The organism is Hahella sp. HNIBRBA332 (genome assembly GCF_030719035.1).
In the GTDB taxonomy this organism is placed as follows: Bacteria; Pseudomonadota; Gammaproteobacteria; order Pseudomonadales; family Oleiphilaceae; genus Hahella.
In genome coordinates this window covers 104,780-122,233 of record NZ_CP132203.1, presented here as the reverse complement: position 1 = coordinate 122,233, position 17,454 = coordinate 104,780, and the positions used below count along the sequence as shown (strand labels likewise).

The 17,454-nt window shown below is 54.4% G+C and carries 19 protein-coding genes; 1 reads left to right on the top strand and 18 read right to left on the bottom strand.

Annotated elements, in window-relative coordinates:
- Positions 1-40 precede the first annotated feature (40 nt).
- From O5O45_RS00665 to O5O45_RS00625, 9 genes are all read right to left on the bottom strand, one after another.
- Positions 41-790 carry a M35 family metallo-endopeptidase gene (locus tag O5O45_RS00665; RefSeq protein WP_305903388.1) on the bottom strand — a complete coding sequence of 250 codons (750 nt, stop codon included), beginning with the start codon at positions 788-790 and terminating at the stop codon, positions 41-43.
- A gap of 283 nt (positions 791-1,073) precedes the next feature.
- Positions 1,074-1,553, bottom strand: a complete 480-nt coding sequence (locus tag O5O45_RS00660; RefSeq protein WP_305903387.1) for a nuclear transport factor 2 family protein — start codon at positions 1,551-1,553, stop codon at positions 1,074-1,076.
- A gap of 13 nt (positions 1,554-1,566) precedes the next feature.
- Positions 1,567-4,710, bottom strand: a complete 3,144-nt coding sequence (locus O5O45_RS00655; protein WP_305903386.1) for an efflux RND transporter permease subunit — start codon at positions 4,708-4,710, stop codon at positions 1,567-1,569.
- On the bottom strand, positions 4,707-6,098 hold the full coding sequence (locus O5O45_RS00650; RefSeq protein ID WP_305903385.1) for an efflux RND transporter periplasmic adaptor subunit: 1,392 nt from the start codon (positions 6,096-6,098) through the stop codon (positions 4,707-4,709). The genes O5O45_RS00655 and O5O45_RS00650 overlap by 4 nt, the downstream gene beginning before the upstream one ends.
- 2 nt (positions 6,099-6,100) lie before the next feature.
- On the bottom strand, positions 6,101-6,829 hold the full coding sequence (locus O5O45_RS00645) for a TetR/AcrR family transcriptional regulator (protein WP_305903384.1): 729 nt from the start codon (positions 6,827-6,829) through the stop codon (positions 6,101-6,103).
- A gap of 468 nt (positions 6,830-7,297) precedes the next feature.
- Positions 7,298-7,669, bottom strand: coding sequence for a DUF6559 family protein (locus tag O5O45_RS00640; RefSeq protein ID WP_305903383.1), 372 nt, complete (start codon positions 7,667-7,669; stop codon positions 7,298-7,300).
- Between the two features lie 46 nt (positions 7,670-7,715).
- Complete coding sequence (locus O5O45_RS00635) at positions 7,716-8,024, bottom strand: putative quinol monooxygenase (protein ID WP_305903382.1); 309 nt, start codon at positions 8,022-8,024, stop codon at positions 7,716-7,718.
- 105 nt (positions 8,025-8,129) lie between these two features.
- The gene (locus O5O45_RS00630) at positions 8,130-8,627 is read right to left on the bottom strand and encodes a hypothetical protein (RefSeq protein ID WP_305903381.1); all 498 of its coding nucleotides are present in this window, start codon (positions 8,625-8,627) and stop codon (positions 8,130-8,132) included.
- 68 nt (positions 8,628-8,695) lie between these two features.
- On the bottom strand, positions 8,696-9,265 hold the full coding sequence (locus tag O5O45_RS00625; RefSeq protein WP_305903380.1) for a DUF4875 domain-containing protein: 570 nt from the start codon (positions 9,263-9,265) through the stop codon (positions 8,696-8,698).
- A 359-nt stretch (positions 9,266-9,624) separates the two neighbouring features.
- Between O5O45_RS00625 and O5O45_RS00620 the strand changes: the two genes are divergently transcribed.
- Positions 9,625-10,380 (top strand): substrate-binding periplasmic protein, encoded by a 756-nt coding sequence (locus O5O45_RS00620; RefSeq protein ID WP_305903379.1) that lies wholly within the window; start codon positions 9,625-9,627, stop codon positions 10,378-10,380.
- A gap of 28 nt (positions 10,381-10,408) precedes the next feature.
- Here the strand turns inward: O5O45_RS00620 and arcC are convergent, their stop codons facing one another.
- The 9 genes from arcC to O5O45_RS00575 form a co-directional block, all read right to left on the bottom strand.
- The gene (gene arcC / locus O5O45_RS00615; protein ID WP_305903378.1) at positions 10,409-11,344 is read right to left on the bottom strand and encodes a carbamate kinase; all 936 of its coding nucleotides are present in this window, start codon (positions 11,342-11,344) and stop codon (positions 10,409-10,411) included.
- Between the two features lie 15 nt (positions 11,345-11,359).
- Positions 11,360-12,367 carry an ornithine carbamoyltransferase gene (locus O5O45_RS00610; RefSeq protein ID WP_305903377.1) on the bottom strand — a complete coding sequence of 336 codons (1,008 nt, stop codon included), beginning with the start codon at positions 12,365-12,367 and terminating at the stop codon, positions 11,360-11,362.
- 33 nt (positions 12,368-12,400) lie between these two features.
- Positions 12,401-13,651 carry an arginine deiminase gene (gene arcA / locus O5O45_RS00605; RefSeq protein ID WP_305903376.1) on the bottom strand — a complete coding sequence of 417 codons (1,251 nt, stop codon included), beginning with the start codon at positions 13,649-13,651 and terminating at the stop codon, positions 12,401-12,403.
- 60 nt (positions 13,652-13,711) lie between these two features.
- Entirely contained in the window at positions 13,712-15,148 is a 1,437-nt protein-coding gene (gene arcD, locus O5O45_RS00600; protein ID WP_305903375.1) for an arginine-ornithine antiporter, read from the bottom strand.
- A gap of 249 nt (positions 15,149-15,397) precedes the next feature.
- Positions 15,398-15,595: a CsbD family protein gene (locus tag O5O45_RS00595; RefSeq protein ID WP_305903374.1), complete on the bottom strand. Its 198-nt coding sequence runs from the start codon at positions 15,593-15,595 to the stop codon at positions 15,398-15,400.
- 220 nt (positions 15,596-15,815) lie between these two features.
- Entirely contained in the window at positions 15,816-15,986 is a 171-nt protein-coding gene (locus O5O45_RS00590; protein ID WP_305903373.1) for a hypothetical protein, read from the bottom strand.
- Positions 15,973-16,320: a hypothetical protein gene (locus O5O45_RS00585; protein ID WP_305903372.1), complete on the bottom strand. Its 348-nt coding sequence runs from the start codon at positions 16,318-16,320 to the stop codon at positions 15,973-15,975. Before O5O45_RS00585 ends, O5O45_RS00590 begins: the two co-directional genes overlap by 14 nt.
- 21 nt (positions 16,321-16,341) lie before the next feature.
- Complete coding sequence (locus O5O45_RS00580) at positions 16,342-16,833, bottom strand: hypothetical protein (protein ID WP_305903371.1); 492 nt, start codon at positions 16,831-16,833, stop codon at positions 16,342-16,344.
- Positions 16,834-16,851: 18 nt separating this feature from the next.
- Positions 16,852-17,346, bottom strand: a complete 495-nt coding sequence (locus O5O45_RS00575) for a hypothetical protein (RefSeq protein WP_305903370.1) — start codon at positions 17,344-17,346, stop codon at positions 16,852-16,854.
- Positions 17,347-17,454 lie beyond the last annotated feature (108 nt).

The window sequence follows — 17,454 nt, the reverse complement described above, 5'->3', positions numbered from 1 at the left end:
AAGGGGAGTAAAGGCATATTATTTACCCCCCTAAATTCACCTATCTATTTAACTTAGGCAAAACCCTAAAATTACGTCTCTTATATATATCCGCCAGGAATAACCCCCAGTTATCCGCATTATTGAGCGACGTCCGCTTGTCAGACCCTATTGCCAGCTTGATACACTCATATTCTCCATATGCGATATCTATGGTATCCAGAATTCGGTGGCTAAGTTCGTGGGCGACGCAACGGAATTTGAACCATTGTTCGTCATTGCGATCATCTTCATCAAAGTTACCGCTCAGGTAGCCCGGCGTCAGGTAGATTCGCAGCCCGCTTTGCACGTTGACGTATCCGCAGTTGGCTCTGAAAGTACCAGTCGTTTCCTTGACCGTATACTTCTTGCTTTGCGGCGCGTTGTTATTCAGGCGATGGAAGAAGTTATCATTGTTTCTATGGGAAGATTTTCCCAGTTGATTGTCAAAGCTGGAATCATAAGGGTTCAATCCCACTTTAACCATCGGCCTGACCCAGCCAATATAATCTTGGGGGTGTCTGGGCGCAGACACAAAGGTCAGGCTAGAGCACTTCCTTGTTAAATACTTATGCATATTATTCAAGCCTTCGAGAACCGATTTGATATTTCCCGTACCAAACCATCTATTGATCGAGCTGCATTTTGGAAGAGTAATAGACTCCGCTAATATTGTTTCCAGCATTCCTAATGCATTGTTTATTTTTGCCTGTTCGCCGTTATTAAAAGGGGTAGCGTCACCCATGGATTCAAATCTTACTGTGTAAGCCATGATTTAACTCTCCGAGTAGTTCTATATTGTTATATGTTCCACACTCGGGGAAGCGATCTAAGAGAATAATTCCCTTGTAAGCAATAGTGCCTAGTCCGACGACGTTTTTTCCTACGACAACCAAGCCGCTAACCTATGGCGTCATTTTGAAAACATCAAAGGCAGTATTGGGATTGGGTTATCTTCTAGCGCGGGATATCAAGAGAAGCGGTTCGAAATTAACGACCGCGACAGAGAAAAAAAGACATCGCGCCGTTCGAATGGACGGCGCATTCTTACCTGTTTATTCCTTATATTCAGGATTTTTCTCCATAAAACGCCGCAGATTTGTATCCGCCGTGGCCTGCACTTTATCCCGCAACATGTGCGTCCAGCCCAGCGCCCAGCCGGTGACGCCCAGTGCGTGACGGGACCAGCGCCAAAAGTCGAAGCGGTCGCGGTGGCGATATATCTTGCCATCCTTGAACTCAAATTCGGCGCGTAGTTTGTTCAGCACGTAACGCCCGGTCGTGGAGAAAGTATAACCCGCGCGCCAGCGAGCGGAGCCTCGCTGCTCGTCGGCTTCGACATGATGAAAGTGCAACGACAGATCCGCCCCGCGTTCGCACAGCATATGCCACATGGCGCCGATTTCTTTACCCTTGAGGGTGAACACTTCATCCTGAAACTCAGCGTCCTCGTGATAGCAGGCTTGCATGGTTCGATAATCTTTATCCTTAAAGGCTTCATAAAAACGGGTCACCAGTTCGGCGTTAGGGTGCATACCTTTTGTCCTTTTATTCTTGTGTAAGCGGCGGCGGATTCTGCGTCGGCGCAAACTCCTCCTCGGGTTCGCCGACGACCGCCCTGGTCAGACCGAAGTCTTCAAGGATCGTATACACACAAGGGATGACAAACAATACCAAAAGCGTAGATGCGCCTACACCGAATACAATACTGGTGGCCAAAGGAATCAGAATCTGCGCCTGCAGACTGGTTTCAAACAGCAGCGGCGTCATCCCCGCCATAGTGGTCAGGGAGGTCAGCAATACCGCGCGAAAGCGGTCATGGCTCGCCTTCGCCGCGGCGTCATGCACATTCATGCCCTGCCGTACGCGCATCTTGACGAACTCCACCAGCAAAATGGAGTCGTTCACCACAATGCCCGCCAGCGACACAAAGCCCAGCAGCGACGGCATGGTGATATCCATCCCCATCACCACATGCCCCACAATCACACCGATAAACGCCATCGGGATGTTGAGCATGACGATGACCGGCTCCACATAGGATTTGAACTGGAAGCTCAGCAGGATAAATATTCCCGCCAGCCCCATCAGAAAACCCAGTTTCATCGAACCCTGAGTGGCCGCGCCCTCTTTGACCTCGCCTTGAATGCTCAGCTGAATATCTGGATAGCGTTGCTGCAGTTGCGGCAAGAAGTGCTTCTGCAGGTCGCCGATCACCGCCTTGGTGTTGTTCAGGCTGATGTCGACATCGCCATATACCGTGACCGTGCGCTGGTTATCCACCCGATTGATGCGCGAGTAGCTGCGACTGGGAGTAATCTCCGCCACATTGGATAGCGGAATCAGCGCCTTGCTGACCGGATGCACAATCGGAAAGTTGTCAAAATCCGCCAACTCGTCGCGGGACTCATCATCCAGGCGCACCACCACCTCATAGGTTTCCAGGCCGACGCTCGACTCCAATACCGTCACGCCCTGAAACGCAGCGCGCAATTGCGCCGCAATGGTTTGCGCGTCCAATCCCAGATCGTAAGCGCCGGACTTCAAATGCAAAGTGAACTCCGGCTTGCCTGGGCGCAGATCATCCAGCAGGTTGATCACCCCGGGATAGCCCGCCAGCCAATTCTGTAATTCATGAGACGCCAGCGATAATGACTCCAGATCGTCGCCACGCAGGCGTATTTCAATCGCGCGTCCGCCCGGCCCGATCGTCGGCTCCTTGAACAGCACCGACCATACGTCCGGCGTTCCCCCAGCCAGTTCACGCCAGCGTGACGTAAAGGCCTGCAAACTGAAATTGCGGCGCTCGGCGGTGAGCAGGTCGACGCTGATGGTGGCTAAGTGAGGGCCGGTTTCAAAAGCGTCCGCATTCTGGCCATAGTTCACCGTCACGGAACCTATCGCAGGTTCCTCCTGCTCCTTGTTGAATTCGGAAGCAGTTTGCTCCAGCGCCTGAGAGTAATGCGCCACCATGGCCTCCGTACGCGCCAGCGAGGTCCCGGTAGGCATGATCAGGCGCGCCTGCACGATGTCCCCTTCCAGGTCCGGAAACGCAGAGAATTTGATAACCCCCGAGGCTAGCAGACTGACGCACAGAATGAACGTGGCGATAACGGCGCCGACAAAGCCGTAGCGATGTTTGATCAACACTGACACACGCCGATCAAGCCCTTGTCGGATCTTCTCAAAGCGTTGTTCAAACCCTGCGCGGAATCGGGAGTCTTGCTGTTTCTCCGCATGGGCGAGAGAGTGCTGTAGGTGATGGGGCAAAATGAAAAACGCTTCAATCAACGAAATAGTGACAACCGAAATCAGCACTATCGGTACGACCACCAGAACCTGGCCAATATCGCCTTCCAGGAACAACAATCCAGTGAACATGCACAGCGTAGTGAGAAATGACGAAAATACCCCTTTCGCCACCATCAGCGTTCCGTCCACCGCCGCCTGCAGCGGTCGTTTGCCCTTGCGCATCTCCGTGCCGATGCTCTCGCTAATGACGATGGCGTCATCCATGAGAATCCCCAACGCCAACAGCAACGCCACCATGGAAAGCATGTTGATGCTCACGCCCATATGTCCCAGCACAAAAGCGCTGGCCAGGAAAGATACCGGCAACCCCATCACCACCCAGAACGCATAACGGGGCCCGAAAAACAGCCACATCACCGCAAACACCAACACCAGTCCCTGCCAGGCGTTGCTGCTCAACATGCTGATGCGGTCTTTGACGACGCTGGTGTAATCCTGGGTCAGACTCAGGGTCACTTCCGGCGGCAAACGCAGGCTCTCTTCCGCAATGAACGTCTCCACTTCCTGCAGAATGCGCAGACTGTCATCACGGCTGTTTTTGGATATTTTCAAAAAAGCGGCCGGCTTACCGTCGAAGGTGGATTTGTTCTCCTCCAGCTCGAACTCGTCGACAATTTTGGCGATGTCGCCCAGGCGCACCTCCGCCCCATTGCCGCCCCGCAACACCACCAGATTCTCCAGGTCCGTGACGGTGCGCCTTTCGTCGCTGAAGCGAATCTGATAATCACGGTCATCTGTCTTTACGTCTCCCGCAGGGAGATCCACATCCTGCTTCGCCACCAGATTGGCAATGTCCTGCAAACTCAGACCGTACTGGCGCAGGTTGCTTTCGGGCGCCTGAATCTGAAATTGCCGATCAGAGAAGCCCTGCACTTCCACCAATGGGATATCCGGGTTACGCAGGATGCGCTGTTTCACCTCTTCCGCCAGGGTTTTCAGCTCGCTGCGGGGCAGGTCCGCGGTCAGCGCGATAGTCACCACGTTTTGCGTGCGGCCCAGCTCCTTAACCACAGGTTCTTCCGACTGATCCGGCAGGGAGCTGATCTCGTCCACGGCGCTTTTTACGTCATCGATGAAATCGTCAAATTCGCCGTCCTCAAGCATTCTCAAGGTCATCAGTCCCAGGGAGTTACGCGCTTCGCAGCGCACTTCCTCCATGAAGCTGACGCCTTCCACCGCTTCCTCCAGTGGTTTGCAGACGGACAGCTCAATATCCGTCGGCGTGGCGCCGGGATACGCGACTTTCACCTCAACTTCATAGCTTTTCACTTCCGGGAAGGTTTCCCGCTTGATCTGCGGCAGCGTCATCACGCCAATGAACATAAAGAAGCCCATCAGCAGATTCGCCGCCGTGGGGTGGGTGGCGAAAAAGCGGATCATAAAGTCTGCCTTCCTTGCGCCCACTGCTCGATCAGCGCTTCGGCGTCCTTATCTTCCTGCGGGCGCACCAACATGCCCGCCACGGCGGGAAACAGGTCGGTAGTGACGACACGCTCCCCCTCGTGAATAGCGTTATCTCCGGCATCGTCATCCTGCCTGATTAGCAGCATGGCGCCCTGGGTTTTGTAATGAGGTTTGATTCGACGCAGGCGATTCTCTTTATCCACCACATACAGCTCATGCTCCCGTAACGCGTCCCGGGGCAACACTAAAAACGACTGCGGCGCGCCTTGCAGTTCCACCTTGGCGTACATCCCTTCTATCAGCGGCGGTCGCACGCCGGGGCGCACAGTGCGATACGGATTATCAACGCCGACGATCACGCCTAGCGTGCGCGAAGCCGCCTCCAGATTGTTACTGATGCGCTCCACTTTGGCGTCCCAGTGCGTGCCGCCATCCTCCGCCAAGGCGACGCTGGCGACGAGATCCAGCTCAGTGAAAATATTGCTGGCGGCGTCCTGCTCCAGGAATTTCTGAAACAGATCCTCCAGATTGGCGAACCCTTCCGCCAACAGGCGAAACTGACTGAGCGGAAACTGTGCGTTAACCAAGACTTTATCAATGGTCTGAGCGCCATACAGCGAGGCGCCCACAGCGACGAACTGATTCTCCTCCACTGACAGACGGGTAATGCGGGCGTTGAACGGCAGGCTGATGTGAGTGCGCTCCAGATTGCGCTTCTGCGTCTCCACCGCCGCTTCGGCGATATCCTGCTTGGCCTGCAGCACCTGTAACTGATACGGCAAGGTTTGCAGCTGATTGCTCAGTTTCTGGGTTTCCTGCCTCAACTGCAGCACCACGGACTGCTGCGCGTCGTAGTTGGATTGCGAGGCGGAGCCTTTCTGCAGCAGACGTCCGATACGCTCTTGCTCCTTCCTGGCGATGGCCAGCTTTTCCTGCGCCAGTTTTAAATCCTGCTCCGTATCCTCTACCGTCAGCCGCATCTCCTCCAGGTTTGCCCGGCTGACCGCCAAATCCGCTTCCGCCTGCTTTAAGGCCAGCTGATAATCACGGCCATCGATGCGGACCGCCAGCGTTCCCGCTGGCAATACGGCCCCCTTCTTCAACAGAGGATGTACATAGGTCACTTTGCCTGACACCTCCGCCTTACTGTCCAACACCACATCCGGCTCTACTTCGCCAAACCCGGTGATGCGCGGCCTGACCTCGTAACGCTTGGCGGACACCACCTTCACCGCTGCGGGAAGCTGCGCCTTGTCCGCATGCTCCATCGCTGGACGGCTCTTGATAATCGCCATCGCCACCGCGACGCCGGTCGCGACCACCAAGGGCAACGCCCATCGGCGTTTCATCCAGGCCAGGCTCATAGTCAGTCCTCTTTCGTATTGTCAGGTTGTGAATGGAGGTGTGAATGGGAGTGCGGGTGAGCTTGTGAATGGGATTGAGGCGCCACGCCACAGCCGGAGATAAACATGCGGTAAACATGCTCAATCCATTCATCGCTGCTCACCAGCTCATCGGACATATCCCAGGCCCGCCTGCGCACGGGCCCGCCGATAAAAGGCGTAATAATCAGATTCACCAGTGAAAACGCCGCCCATTTGGGATCCAGATCCGTGCGCAAATTGCCTTTTTTCTGTTCTGCCTCCATTAGCTTAGGAAGAAACATCGCCATGCGCCGGGGCATCAGATCAATAAATCGGTCCTGCAGCCGGCCACGCTCCGATAGCACCTCATCAATGATGAAAGTAATCAAAGGCGGACAGTCGACTATTCTGGTTATGGCGGCGCGAATAAACCCGCGAATGGGATCAGGCTGGGTGATAACTTCAATAATACGACCAAATTGTTGCTCGCCCAGGCGTTCAATCAAGGCGATGAAGAGGTCTTCTTTACTACCGAAGTAGTAGCTGATCATCGCGGACTTCATGCCCGCTTTCTCAGCGATATCGCGAATAGTGATGCTGCGATAGCTTTTCTCCCGCAGCAATTCAAAGGCGGCGTCCAGCAGGTCGTCTTTGCGCTGCCGTTGTAATGCGGGGTCCAGTGGTCGCCCGCGCTTGTTTTCAGGCTCTTGAGCCTCAGTTTTCTTGCGCATGAATAGCCAATTAATTTATCAATCGATTAATTTAATCGGATGATAAATTAATTAGTCAATTTCAGGAAGCGATTATTTTGAGAAAGAGATTCTCGTTAACGATACTGTTTGGGTACGGTGGATGCCTTATTCAGCCGCCTGGGCTGGATTCGCGCAGCCATGGCCGCCTCACCAGAGTATTTGCGTCAAAACCCGCCTGGAGTGGAATTACAGAGATTGAGCGAACGGCCAGTCATCGCTTATCGCTCTGGCGACCTTTGGCGACTGATGAATGCGTAGGGAGATGAGCGTGAAATCAATGTCCGCTCTATCGTCAGAGTGAATGGGCTGGAAAGCGCGCGTCAACAGGCCTTAAAGGGAGTCAGCGTTGCGCTGACGCCGGATTACATCGCCATCAAAGTTTTATCGACTTTACTTTGGAGGCACTTGAGAGCGGCTGTGTGAAGAAGGCGCTGGCGCGTTGAACCACTATAAACCGCTATCGCCGCCGCCCCCACTGTCGAATCCGCCATCCGATGCGCCGTGACCAGAGTCTCCGCTCCAAAAAATGGAGCTTAACGCCATCGTCATTCCGAAGTTTCGCGCCGATTCATAACTCACGGCCTGGTCGACTGAGGTCTGGTGGTTATTAGAGTATCTGACGAAGTCCGCTTCTTTACAGTAAAGCGCGATGGCGTAGGCGATGTATTGTTCGGATAAGCCAAGCTCCTTCACCAAAGCCCTGACTTTTTTCACCGGGTAAACTCTCTTGCGTCCACTCTTCTTTGCTAACGCCGGGCCCAACACTTTGATATAGCTCTTTACCGCAGCCCGTCGTCGCCACCAATTTCTAGTGAACATCTAAAACTCCCCTGAAACCGTTAAAACACATCGCTTCGACCTAAATTCAAGCGCCTTTTGTCCATACCGGAGTCAACGATGTGACTTGCGGCGGACCTGAAAGCAGCGGCTCAACCTCTTCCAGATAAGCGGCGTAGCTGTCCGTTTCTAAAAACGCCTGCGACGCCTCCGGGCTCGCATACTGCTGAAAGGCATAGATTGAATCCGGCTCGGCATTATCAAAACAATAAAAGTAAGCGGTATGGCCAGGATTGGCGGAAACCGCAGGGGCCATGTGTTTCTCCCAAACCTTGCGCACTTCGTCCCGTTTACCTGGCTGTGTCTTGTGCTTGATGATGATTGCAAATGAAGTCATTCCATTACCTCTGGTGTGATGATTACTTAATGCCAGCGGATGCCTACATTAAAGATTGCAACGTCGGGCTTTAATCCCGCATTAAGAGCGGACCTTCGCCCGCTGTCATTCTGCATATTTGACCACTTCTATATAAATATCCGACACCCAAAAGCCTTCTTCGACGCTAGGGACGAATTTTTCGTAGCTGATTTCGCCAAGCGCGCACTTGCGGTCTTTTAACTCCTCACCGACTTCCCTAATGAGAGTGGTAGAAGCCAAAGCCTCTGGTATAAGCGCGGCTAACGGCGCGATTGCTGAACCTAACTTGTCCCTCGGCGAATTCAGGTATGTATTTAATTTTTCGGGATAGTTCAGTCGGTAAAACTCGCGAAGTTCATTCATTGTGTCCTTCGACATACCTCCAACCAAACGCATATTGAACGGGCACTTGGGAGTTTCCAACGCCTTAAACGCCGCCTTCACTGGAACGCCACCTTCCTCCATCATATAGAACTCCAGATAGTGCAAAGCGCCATAGTTTCTTAGCTCATGCACTCTCAACTCCGTTGAGTGGGAGAAAAGCGAGAGTAACAAAAGCCATAGGGCAAGCGTAAGTTTCATGTTCATCCCAATCGAGTTTGCAATATAGAAGCGGCGTGTTTATCAGTGGCGGGCTTATAACTGCTCCATCACTCAACGTGGTAAGTGTCCACCCAAAGTCCTGTAGTGACGTACTTAGGCTCATGCCCAAGTTGGGATTTAACATATTCATCAAGCTTTTCTGAATAATATAAATCACCAAACTTCTTCTTAAATTCAGGCTTACTTTTCTCGTATAAAACCGTGTCTGAGATTTCCTGCTCCGTGACTTTTTTGCCTGTGGTCGATATGTTCCATGTCCAGGAGCCGCGCCCAACCCTCTTCCATCCAGAGCCGTCAGGACTGTAATAGGACACGCCAATCAATCGACCTTCCTGACATAGGCTCCGATCTGGAGCTAAGTGCAGCGCAATTTTGATACCCGGCGGCGAGGCGCTCTGGATATCCATAATCGCCTTCACCATCGTATGCGCCCGCTCTTCTTTTCCTACCGCTCTGGACGTCACACAGGAGAATATGTAGTCGTAATCGCCTGCACTGATTTTCTCTTGGCTAACGACATCATAAGTAGCAGCCTTCGAAAAACCAATTGATGGCTGCGCGGCATATGTAACGGTGGTTAGAAAGGCGGTTAACGTAAAGACAATTGCTCTCTTCATTGTTGTTCCACGGGCAAAAGATCAATGACAGGCCGCCAGCTTATATCATGTATCAGACCGAATGCATTCATCTTGCCCATTGAAAGATAAATAGAGCCGCCAAGGCCGCTTCTTTAGCCCGTACAAATCCTAATTAGCGTCAGATCACTCCAGCTTCAAAGCATAGATACATCCAGACTCCTATAAGCCTCCTAATGAAACCCGACAACTCTAACCCAGTCCAAAGCTAAGCTATACTTACTCGATGGCCCCGCTGCGGCGGGTTCAGGCCAACGGAGTGTGACAGGCCACCGCCGGAGTCGGCGGCGCCAGACGGACTCAGGTGATCGTCCAGCGTCAGACAACCCCGGAGGCTTTAGATGCTCCGTTTGTGTGTTTTTTTATTGATATTGATCTTCCCTCACGCCCTTTGGGCTGAAACGCTGCTGGCTTTTACGCGCTTGGTCCCCTATCACTACAACGAGAATAACGCCCCCCGTGGCATCACCGTGGCGCTGGTGGAAGAGGCCTTCAGGCGTATGGATGAACCGGTGAAGTTGATCGAGCTGCCCTGGAGCCGGGCGTTGCGCTATCTGGAGAATGGCGAGGTGGATGGCGTGTTTGAGTTACTGAAAACGCCGGTGCGGGAAACCTATGCGGATTATTCATCGCTGGTGTTGATGATGGAGAACGTCTCCCTGTTCGTACCTGAGAGCAGCTCCATCCAGTTCGACGGCGACCTGCAGCAACTGGCCCAGTTTCGCTTTGGCGGTCTGCAGGATTTCAGCTACGGCGAAAAATTCGACGCCTTTCGCAGCACCGAACTGAACACAGAGTTCGTCACCGCGGTGAGTCTGAATGATCTGTTTTTACGCCTGATCAATGACAACCTAGATATCATCGTGGGCGACCAACGCGGCGTTCTGTTGGAGTACCGGCGTCTGCAAGGCCTGAAAGTGCATTCTCTGCCGCAGATCAAACGTCTGCAGCCGAATGTGGAAGAAACGCCAAGTTATATCGCCTTCTCCAAGAAGTCCCAACGCGCCAATCTGCGCAAACGCTTCGATCAGGCGCTGGCGAATATGATTGCGGAAGGCGTGTATTCGAAAATCGTCGAGAACTGGGCGGACTACTGAGCGCAGCCCGCACGAAATCAGGCAAACTCTAAACTACTTCCAGCGACCCAGGCGCGAACTGCGTACTGATGCGGGTCCCCGCCTCTCCTGCAATCATAGCTTCGATATCTCGCAACGAACCAATCACCGCAGGCTTACCGGTATTACGAGCGAACTCGCAGGCGGCCTGTACTTTCGGTCCCATGGAGCCGGCGGGAAAGGTCTCCGGCTGTAAAGCGTCTGGATGCGCCTTCGCAACCGGGCGGGAGTCAGGCGTTCCCCAATCCTGATACACCGCGTCCACATCCGTGGCGATAATCAAAAGGTCCGCATCCAGTTGCTGCGCCAGCAAAGAGGAACACAGGTCTTTGTCGATCACGGCCTCGACTCCCTGCAACTTGCCGTCGCGGTTATACAGCGTAGGAATACCGCCGCCACCTGCGCAGATCACTACCGTATTTTTCTCCAGCAGCCACTGAATGGGCCGGATCTCAAAGATGCGGCGCGGCTGCGGACTGGGAACGACGCGGCGGAACTTGTCGCCGTCGCGGGCGATGCGCCATCCTTTCTCAGAGGCCAACGCCTCGGCTTCCGCCTCTTCATAGACGGGCCCGATAGGTTTGGTGGGATGCTGGAAAGCCGGGTCGTTCGGGTCCACTTCCACTTGGGTGAGCACGGTAGCCAGCGGCGCCTCCGCAGGTAGCAGATTGCCCAGCTCCTGTTCAATCATGTACCCGATCATACCCTCGGTTTCCGCCCCCAACACATCGAGCGGATACGGCGACACCGACGCATAGGCCGCCGCCTGCAACGCCAGCAATCCCACCTGTGGACCGTTGCCGTGAGCAATCACCATTTCATTGCCTGGCGCCACGGCGGCCAGACGCTCCGCCGCCAGGCGCACATTAAGACGCTGATTATCCACCGTCAGGGGCTCCCCCCGGCGCAACAGGGCGTTGCCGCCCAAAGCCACTACTATCCTCATCGCCGCGTCTCCCGATCAGATATCCGCCAGAGTGGAGACCAGCACCGCCTTGATGGTGTGCATCCGGTTTTCCGCCTGATCGAACACGATAGACGCCTCAGACTCGAACACATCGTCCGTCACTTCCACGCCATTGTGCAGACCATACTGCTCGAATATCTGCGCGCCGATCTTGGTTTCCGCGTTATGGATGGCGGGAAGGCAGTGCATGAACTTCACCCGGGGATTATTGGCCGCCGCCAACAGCGCGGCATTCACCTGGAACGGCAGCAGCATATTGATGCGCTCGCCCCAGCGCTCCGGCGCCTCACCCATGGACACCCATACGTCAGTGTGAATGAAGTCCACACCACGTACGGCTTCCCGCGGTTTATCCGTCAATGTTATACGGGCGCCAGTGCGAGCGGCGATCTCCCGACATTGCTCGACCAGCTCGTCCTTGGGCCATAGCTCTCGGGGAGCGCCGAGGCGCACATCCATGCCGAGCTGACAGCCGATAATCAGCAGGGAATTGCCCATGTTGTTGCGGGCGTCGCCGACATACGCGTATGAAATGTCATGCAGCGGCTTATCGCTGAATTCGCGCATTGTCATGACGTCCGCCAGCATCTGCGTGGGATGGTATTCGTCGGTCAAGCCGTTATAAACCGGCACGCCGGCGTATTGCGACAGTTCTTCCACAATATGCTGATGGAAGCCGCGGTATTCGATGGCGTCATACATACGCCCCAACACTCGCGCCGTGTCTTTCATGGTTTCCTTGTGCCCGATCTGCGATCCGGTCGGGTCGATATAGGTCACATGCGCGCCTTGGTCGTAGGCCGCCACTTCGAATGCGCAGCGGGTGCGCGTGGAGGTCTTCTCGAAAATCAGCGCAATATTTTTGCCTTTGAGATGCTGACGTTCGGTGCCGGTGTACTTGGCCCGCTTCAGGTCCCTGGCCAGATCCAGCAGAAATCGCAGTTGTTGGGGAGTGAAATCCAACATACTGAGAAGACTGCGGTTATGAAGGTTACGCGCCATAAGAAATCTCCTTGTTACCTAAAAAGTTAACGCCTAAACCGGGTCGCGGATAATGGGACAAGTCATGCAATGGCCGCCGCCTCTGCCACGCCCCAGTTCGCCGGCGGTAATGGTGATGACTTCCACGCCGGCTTTACGCAGCAGGGTATTGGTGTAAGTGTTGCAGTCGTAGGCGATGACCACGCCGGGCTCCAGCGCCACGACGTTATTGCCGTCATCCCACTGCTCCCGCTCTTGTTCATAACTGTCGCCGCCAGTCTGCACCGTACGCAGCTTGGGCAAGCCGAGGGCTTCTCCAACGACATCTACAAAGGGCGCTTTTTCCGGACGAATATCGAGACGTCCATCTGCGCCATGGTCTCCGGGGCGAATTGAGAAGGTTTCGATTCGGTTCACGACCTCAGGAAACACCGTCACCAAATCGCGATCGCAAAACGTGAAAACCGTGTCCAGGTGCATGGCGGAGCGCAGTTTCGGCAAGCTGGCGACAATGACTCTCTCCGCGGCACCATGACGGAACAATGACTGCGCCACCAATGCAATCGCCTGCCGGGAAGTGCGCTCGCCCATGCCGATCAACACAACGCCATCGCCGACCGGCATGACGTCTCCGCCTTCCAGCGTGGCGGCGCCGTGATCTTTTTCCGGGTCGCCCCACCACACGTTAAAGTCCGCCCCTGCGAAATCCGGATGGAACTTGTAAATGGACGCCGCCAGCAGAGTCTCCTGTCTGCGCGCAGGCCAGAACATGGGATTCAGCGTCACGCCGCCATAGATCCAGCAACTGGTGTCGCGAGTGAATATCGAATTGGGCAACGGAGGAATGACAAACCCGGAACGTCCCATAAACTCACGGAACAGGGCCATTTCCCGGCTATCGAAGTCTTCCGGCAGATCGCCGCCGACCACGCCCCCCAGCAACAGCTCCGCCAGAGTCGTGGCAGGCAGTTCGCCCATCCAGGCGCGCACGTCGTCCGCCAGCCCTACCCCCACGTGTTCGTCGGTGATTTTGCGTTCCAACAGCCACTGGCGGGCTTCCGGCAGCGCCATGGTCTGCGCCAGCAGATCATGCATGTCCACAACATCCACGTCACGGTCCTGCATCTTGCTGACGAAGTCATAATGATCACGCTTCGCCTGCTGCACCCAGATCACATCATCGAATAGCAGTTCTTCGCAATTACCCGGTGTAAGGCGCAGATGCGCCAACCCTGGACGACATACCATCACTTTGCGTAACTTGCCCACTTCCGAAAAAACGCCCAGGCGCGTTGCAGCAGTCATCGTCTATCCTTCCTTTGCTTACCCATTGATTTGTAAAGGCGAACTCTATTGATCACGCCGCTACAGCGACAGATACCCCATATACAGCCCGGCTATTCCCGCCAGAGCCGCCATAGTTAAGACAACTAACACCCCGGTTTCAAGGGGAGTAAATACGCGTTCGCCCTGCTCTTTTCTCGCCATGGCGAAAACCACCGCGCCCGGCGCATAGAGAATGGAACTGAGCAACAGGTATTTCACGCCGCCTGCGTACACCAGCCACAGGCTGTACAGGACTGCGACCAGCGCGATGGCGAAGTCTTTTCCGCGCACGCGATCATTGTCGCCATAGGTTTCTCCCCGCAGACACAGCATCAAGGCATAAAACGCCGTCCAGAAATAAGGCAGCAGAATCATGGAGGAGCCCAGGTACAACAGGTCCAGGTAGGTGCCAGAGGAAAACAGGGTGATGATGAGGAACAACTGGATCAGACTGTTGCTGAGCCACAGCGCGCCCCGTGGCGAACCGCGAGAATTAGTGCGCGCCAACGCCTTCGGCATGGCGCCGTCTTTCGCCGCGACGCAGAGAATCTCTGCGCTCAACATCGTCCAACTCAACAGAGCCCCGCATAATGAAATGATCAGCCCCACGTTGATCAGCTTGGCCCCCCAGGCGCCGACGACCACTTCCAGCACGCCCGCCATGGAGGGGTTTTTCAGGCCCGCCAACTCGGCACGGCTGAGCACTCCCATGGACAACACGTTGACCATCACCAGCAGAGCGAGCACGCCAACAAAGCCAAGCACCGTCGCCTTGCCGACATCTGCGCGATTCTGCGCGCGGGACGAGTAAACGCTGGCGCCTTCAATGCCAATAAACACCCATACCGTCACCAGCATCATGTTGCGCACCTGGTCCAGTACGGACCCCAACGCTGGCTCCTCGCCGCCCCAAATGTCGATGGTGAACAGATCCGCCTTGAACCCGACCAGCGCCAGGACGACGAACATAATCAAGGGCACAATTTTGGCGACAGTGGTGATAATGTTGATAAAAGCGGCCTGGCGCACGCCGGAGAGCACCATGGCGTGCACCAGCCAGAGCAATACGGACGCACAGATCACTGCGGTGGGCGTATTACCCTCGCCGAAAGCGGGAAAGAAAAAACCCAGAGAGCTGAACAGCAACACGAAATAACTGACGTTGCCAATCCAGGCGCAAATCCAATATCCCCAGGCGGAGTTGAATCCCATATAAGCGCCGAAGCCCGCCTTTGCGTAGGCGTATACTCCCGCGTCCAGTTCCGGTTTGCGTCGCGACAGCGTTTGAAACACAAACGCCAACGCCAGCATACCGACGCCGGTCACCAACCAACCCAACAGCACTGCTCCAGCCCCGGCGCTCGTTGCGATGTTCTGCGGCAGCGAGAAAATCCCCCCGCCGATCATCGAACCCACGACCAACGCAATCAACGCGCCCAGCCTCAGCCGTTGCGGCTGCTTATCCGACACAGTCATTAACCCCTCCCCCTCACGGGCATTAACTTCGCCAAGTGTGGCGACACCAATAGACACAAGCCAGCGTGACCCGCCGGCAAATTGAGGCAGATCATACGGATTTCGGAAACCCGATACAAAAACTCTATAAAATCAGGTGAGTGGGGTGTTTTTTATACAAAAAAGCCCATCACCAAAGGTGACAGGCAAACATGTCTGGGGGGAGCCGCGCAGCTGCGCGGCCACAATCGGGGGGCTGGGGGACGCCGGTTATAACTTCTTGGCGAAGTCGTCGACTTCACGTTCAGCTTGATCTTTCGCCATGCCATAACGCTCTTGAATACGGCCTGCAAGTTCGGTGCGACGACCTTGAATAACGTCGAGATCGTCATCCGTCAACTTGCCCCACTTCTGCTGGGCTTTACCTTTAAACTGATCCCATTTGCCTTCAATTTGGTCCCAATTCATAGTCTTTCTCCTTAGCTGGTTCTCGAAAAGTCGCTTTGCATATATCTCTACAAAGCTCTCATCCCTACTACAGCAGAAAGCGCGCCAACCCATAACAAACCATTGATTTAAATATAAAAAACAAAAAACGAACAAAGAAAAGCCGCAAATACACGGCGCTGGAAAGGCGCTTTCTACAAAGCCGTTGTAAAAAATACGCCGGAAGTTCAGAGAGACAGGATCAGGAAACCTCGTTGCTTTCCTGTTCGATCAATTTGGCGCAATGCTTCATCACTAGCCAGCCGCCCAGTCCACCAAGCGGCGCAATCAATGGAAGCAGTTTTACAACAATGAGCGACCCGCCAACCATACCTAGGAGAGCGATTCCCAAACCTGATTCAACACTTTTCAAAGCGATCACTCCCGCCACCCCAGCCAACAGACTGAAACTGACCGCCGTCAAAAAAGAAACGACGCAGGAAGTGAGTAGTTTCACGAATGTAGACCGTTTTTTTTTCGAGCGGTAGATACCAGTGTCCCAACACTTTCCCATGAACATAGGCAAGCGCCATACTCCCCAGAATAATTGGCCCCCAATCAATCAGGAGCATCTTGGACGCCGGTAAAATATCTTCGCTAGATGTAAAAAGGCCATATGCAAAAAACGGTATAAGAAACAAACCGCATAAAAAGGCATGAAACCAAGCGCTAAGCTGACGCGCTCTGGCGATAATTTGGGGAGACACGCATACTCCTTAAGCAGAGATTTAAGCGGGCTTAACCGCCTGATTTAAGTCCGCCGCCAATTTGTTAAGACGCCGGGTCAGCGCCAAGCCTCCCAGTCCACCTAAAATCAATATCAGCGGCAGCGCGTAAAGGTATCCGGCCAATCCAGCGAATAGCCCGATAGAAAGTCCATCCATCCCTTCCCATACCGATGAGATCAGACCAATACATGCTCCTGTGCTGATAGCCGCAAAAAAAGACACCACGCAGGAAGCGCAAACAATCTCAAATGTTGGTTTTTCACCATCGACAGGTAAATACCAGTCCCCAAACTTTTTTCCGTACAGATAGGCGAACGCCATCGCTGTCAGACCATAGGGCGCGGCTTCCAGAGAGACAGCCCACAGCCGCTGATCTCCCAGGCCCATAGCAACCGCCAGCGCGAACCAGGGTGGAGACAGGCACAAACCGCACAAAAGGACATGAAACCAGGCGCTTAGTTGGCGCGCTCTGGCGATAATTTGGGGAGACAAACTTAACTCCGGTGGCAACTATAACTCCATGCTTTGCATCGCGTGCGGAGCATACATCGGAGGAGGTGGCGGGGTAAATTCCGACGCCGACTCCATATAGGCGGCGAAGGATCTGTAAGGCGCTTCGAATAGGCCGCTCAGGCAGCATTCGCTGGTTGCCTGCAGGCCAAATTGGTCGTGAAAGCGCTTATCCGCGCCGATATATATACGACCTGGCCCATCAATAAACTGGTCCCCGGTGATATCGACGATCAACGCCCCCATTTCCAACCAGGCGTGCGGCTCTTCACCGCGCAGACCGCTGACGAAGGTTACATTGTCATAGCCATGCGCCGTCAACCAAGTACCGAGAATGTCGCTCGCCGCGCGACAGGCGCAGTAGGGAAATCGGCCCAGATAGATGTCGCTGATTTCCCGACCATGGGCTTCGAATACGATTCTGGCTTTACAAACTTGTTCTTTTAATTTTTCTACGTTCACAGGAACCTCAACAAGCATTTGCAGTAGAGTCATTCAGCTTGCCAGCAGCTTTCCATTCCTCCTTGAGACCGACGCTTACATGCTCTCGCCCAGTCTCCGGAAAGCCACTTTCTGTTGTCGCCTGTTTTTACCTCTGGACAG

Excerpts from the sequence above, each read along its gene's own strand:
- O5O45_RS00665 (WP_305903388.1), bottom strand. The coding sequence starts at position 790 with ATGGCTTACACAGTAAGATTTGAATCCATGGGTGACGCTACCCCTTTT.
- O5O45_RS00660 (WP_305903387.1), bottom strand. The coding sequence starts at position 1,553 with ATGCACCCTAACGCCGAACTGGTGACCCGTTTTTATGAAGCCTTTAAG.
- O5O45_RS00655 (WP_305903386.1), bottom strand. The coding sequence starts at position 4,710 with ATGATCCGCTTTTTCGCCACCCACCCCACGGCGGCGAATCTGCTGATG.
- O5O45_RS00650 (WP_305903385.1), bottom strand. The coding sequence starts at position 6,098 with ATGAGCCTGGCCTGGATGAAACGCCGATGGGCGTTGCCCTTGGTGGTC.
- O5O45_RS00645 (WP_305903384.1), bottom strand. The coding sequence starts at position 6,829 with ATGCGCAAGAAAACTGAGGCTCAAGAGCCTGAAAACAAGCGCGGGCGA.
- O5O45_RS00640 (WP_305903383.1), bottom strand. The coding sequence starts at position 7,669 with ATGTTCACTAGAAATTGGTGGCGACGACGGGCTGCGGTAAAGAGCTAT.
- O5O45_RS00635 (WP_305903382.1), bottom strand. The coding sequence starts at position 8,024 with ATGACTTCATTTGCAATCATCATCAAGCACAAGACACAGCCAGGTAAA.
- O5O45_RS00630 (WP_305903381.1), bottom strand. The coding sequence starts at position 8,627 with ATGAAACTTACGCTTGCCCTATGGCTTTTGTTACTCTCGCTTTTCTCC.
- O5O45_RS00625 (WP_305903380.1), bottom strand. The coding sequence starts at position 9,265 with ATGAAGAGAGCAATTGTCTTTACGTTAACCGCCTTTCTAACCACCGTT.
- O5O45_RS00620 (WP_305903379.1), top strand. The coding sequence starts at position 9,625 with ATGCTCCGTTTGTGTGTTTTTTTATTGATATTGATCTTCCCTCACGCC.
- arcC (WP_305903378.1), bottom strand. The coding sequence starts at position 11,344 with ATGAGGATAGTAGTGGCTTTGGGCGGCAACGCCCTGTTGCGCCGGGGG.
- O5O45_RS00610 (WP_305903377.1), bottom strand. The coding sequence starts at position 12,367 with ATGGCGCGTAACCTTCATAACCGCAGTCTTCTCAGTATGTTGGATTTC.
- arcA (WP_305903376.1), bottom strand. The coding sequence starts at position 13,651 with ATGACTGCTGCAACGCGCCTGGGCGTTTTTTCGGAAGTGGGCAAGTTA.
- arcD (WP_305903375.1), bottom strand. The coding sequence starts at position 15,148 with ATGACTGTGTCGGATAAGCAGCCGCAACGGCTGAGGCTGGGCGCGTTG.
- O5O45_RS00595 (WP_305903374.1), bottom strand. The coding sequence starts at position 15,595 with ATGAATTGGGACCAAATTGAAGGCAAATGGGATCAGTTTAAAGGTAAA.
- O5O45_RS00575 (WP_305903370.1), bottom strand. The coding sequence starts at position 17,346 with ATGACTCTACTGCAAATGCTTGTTGAGGTTCCTGTGAACGTAGAAAAA.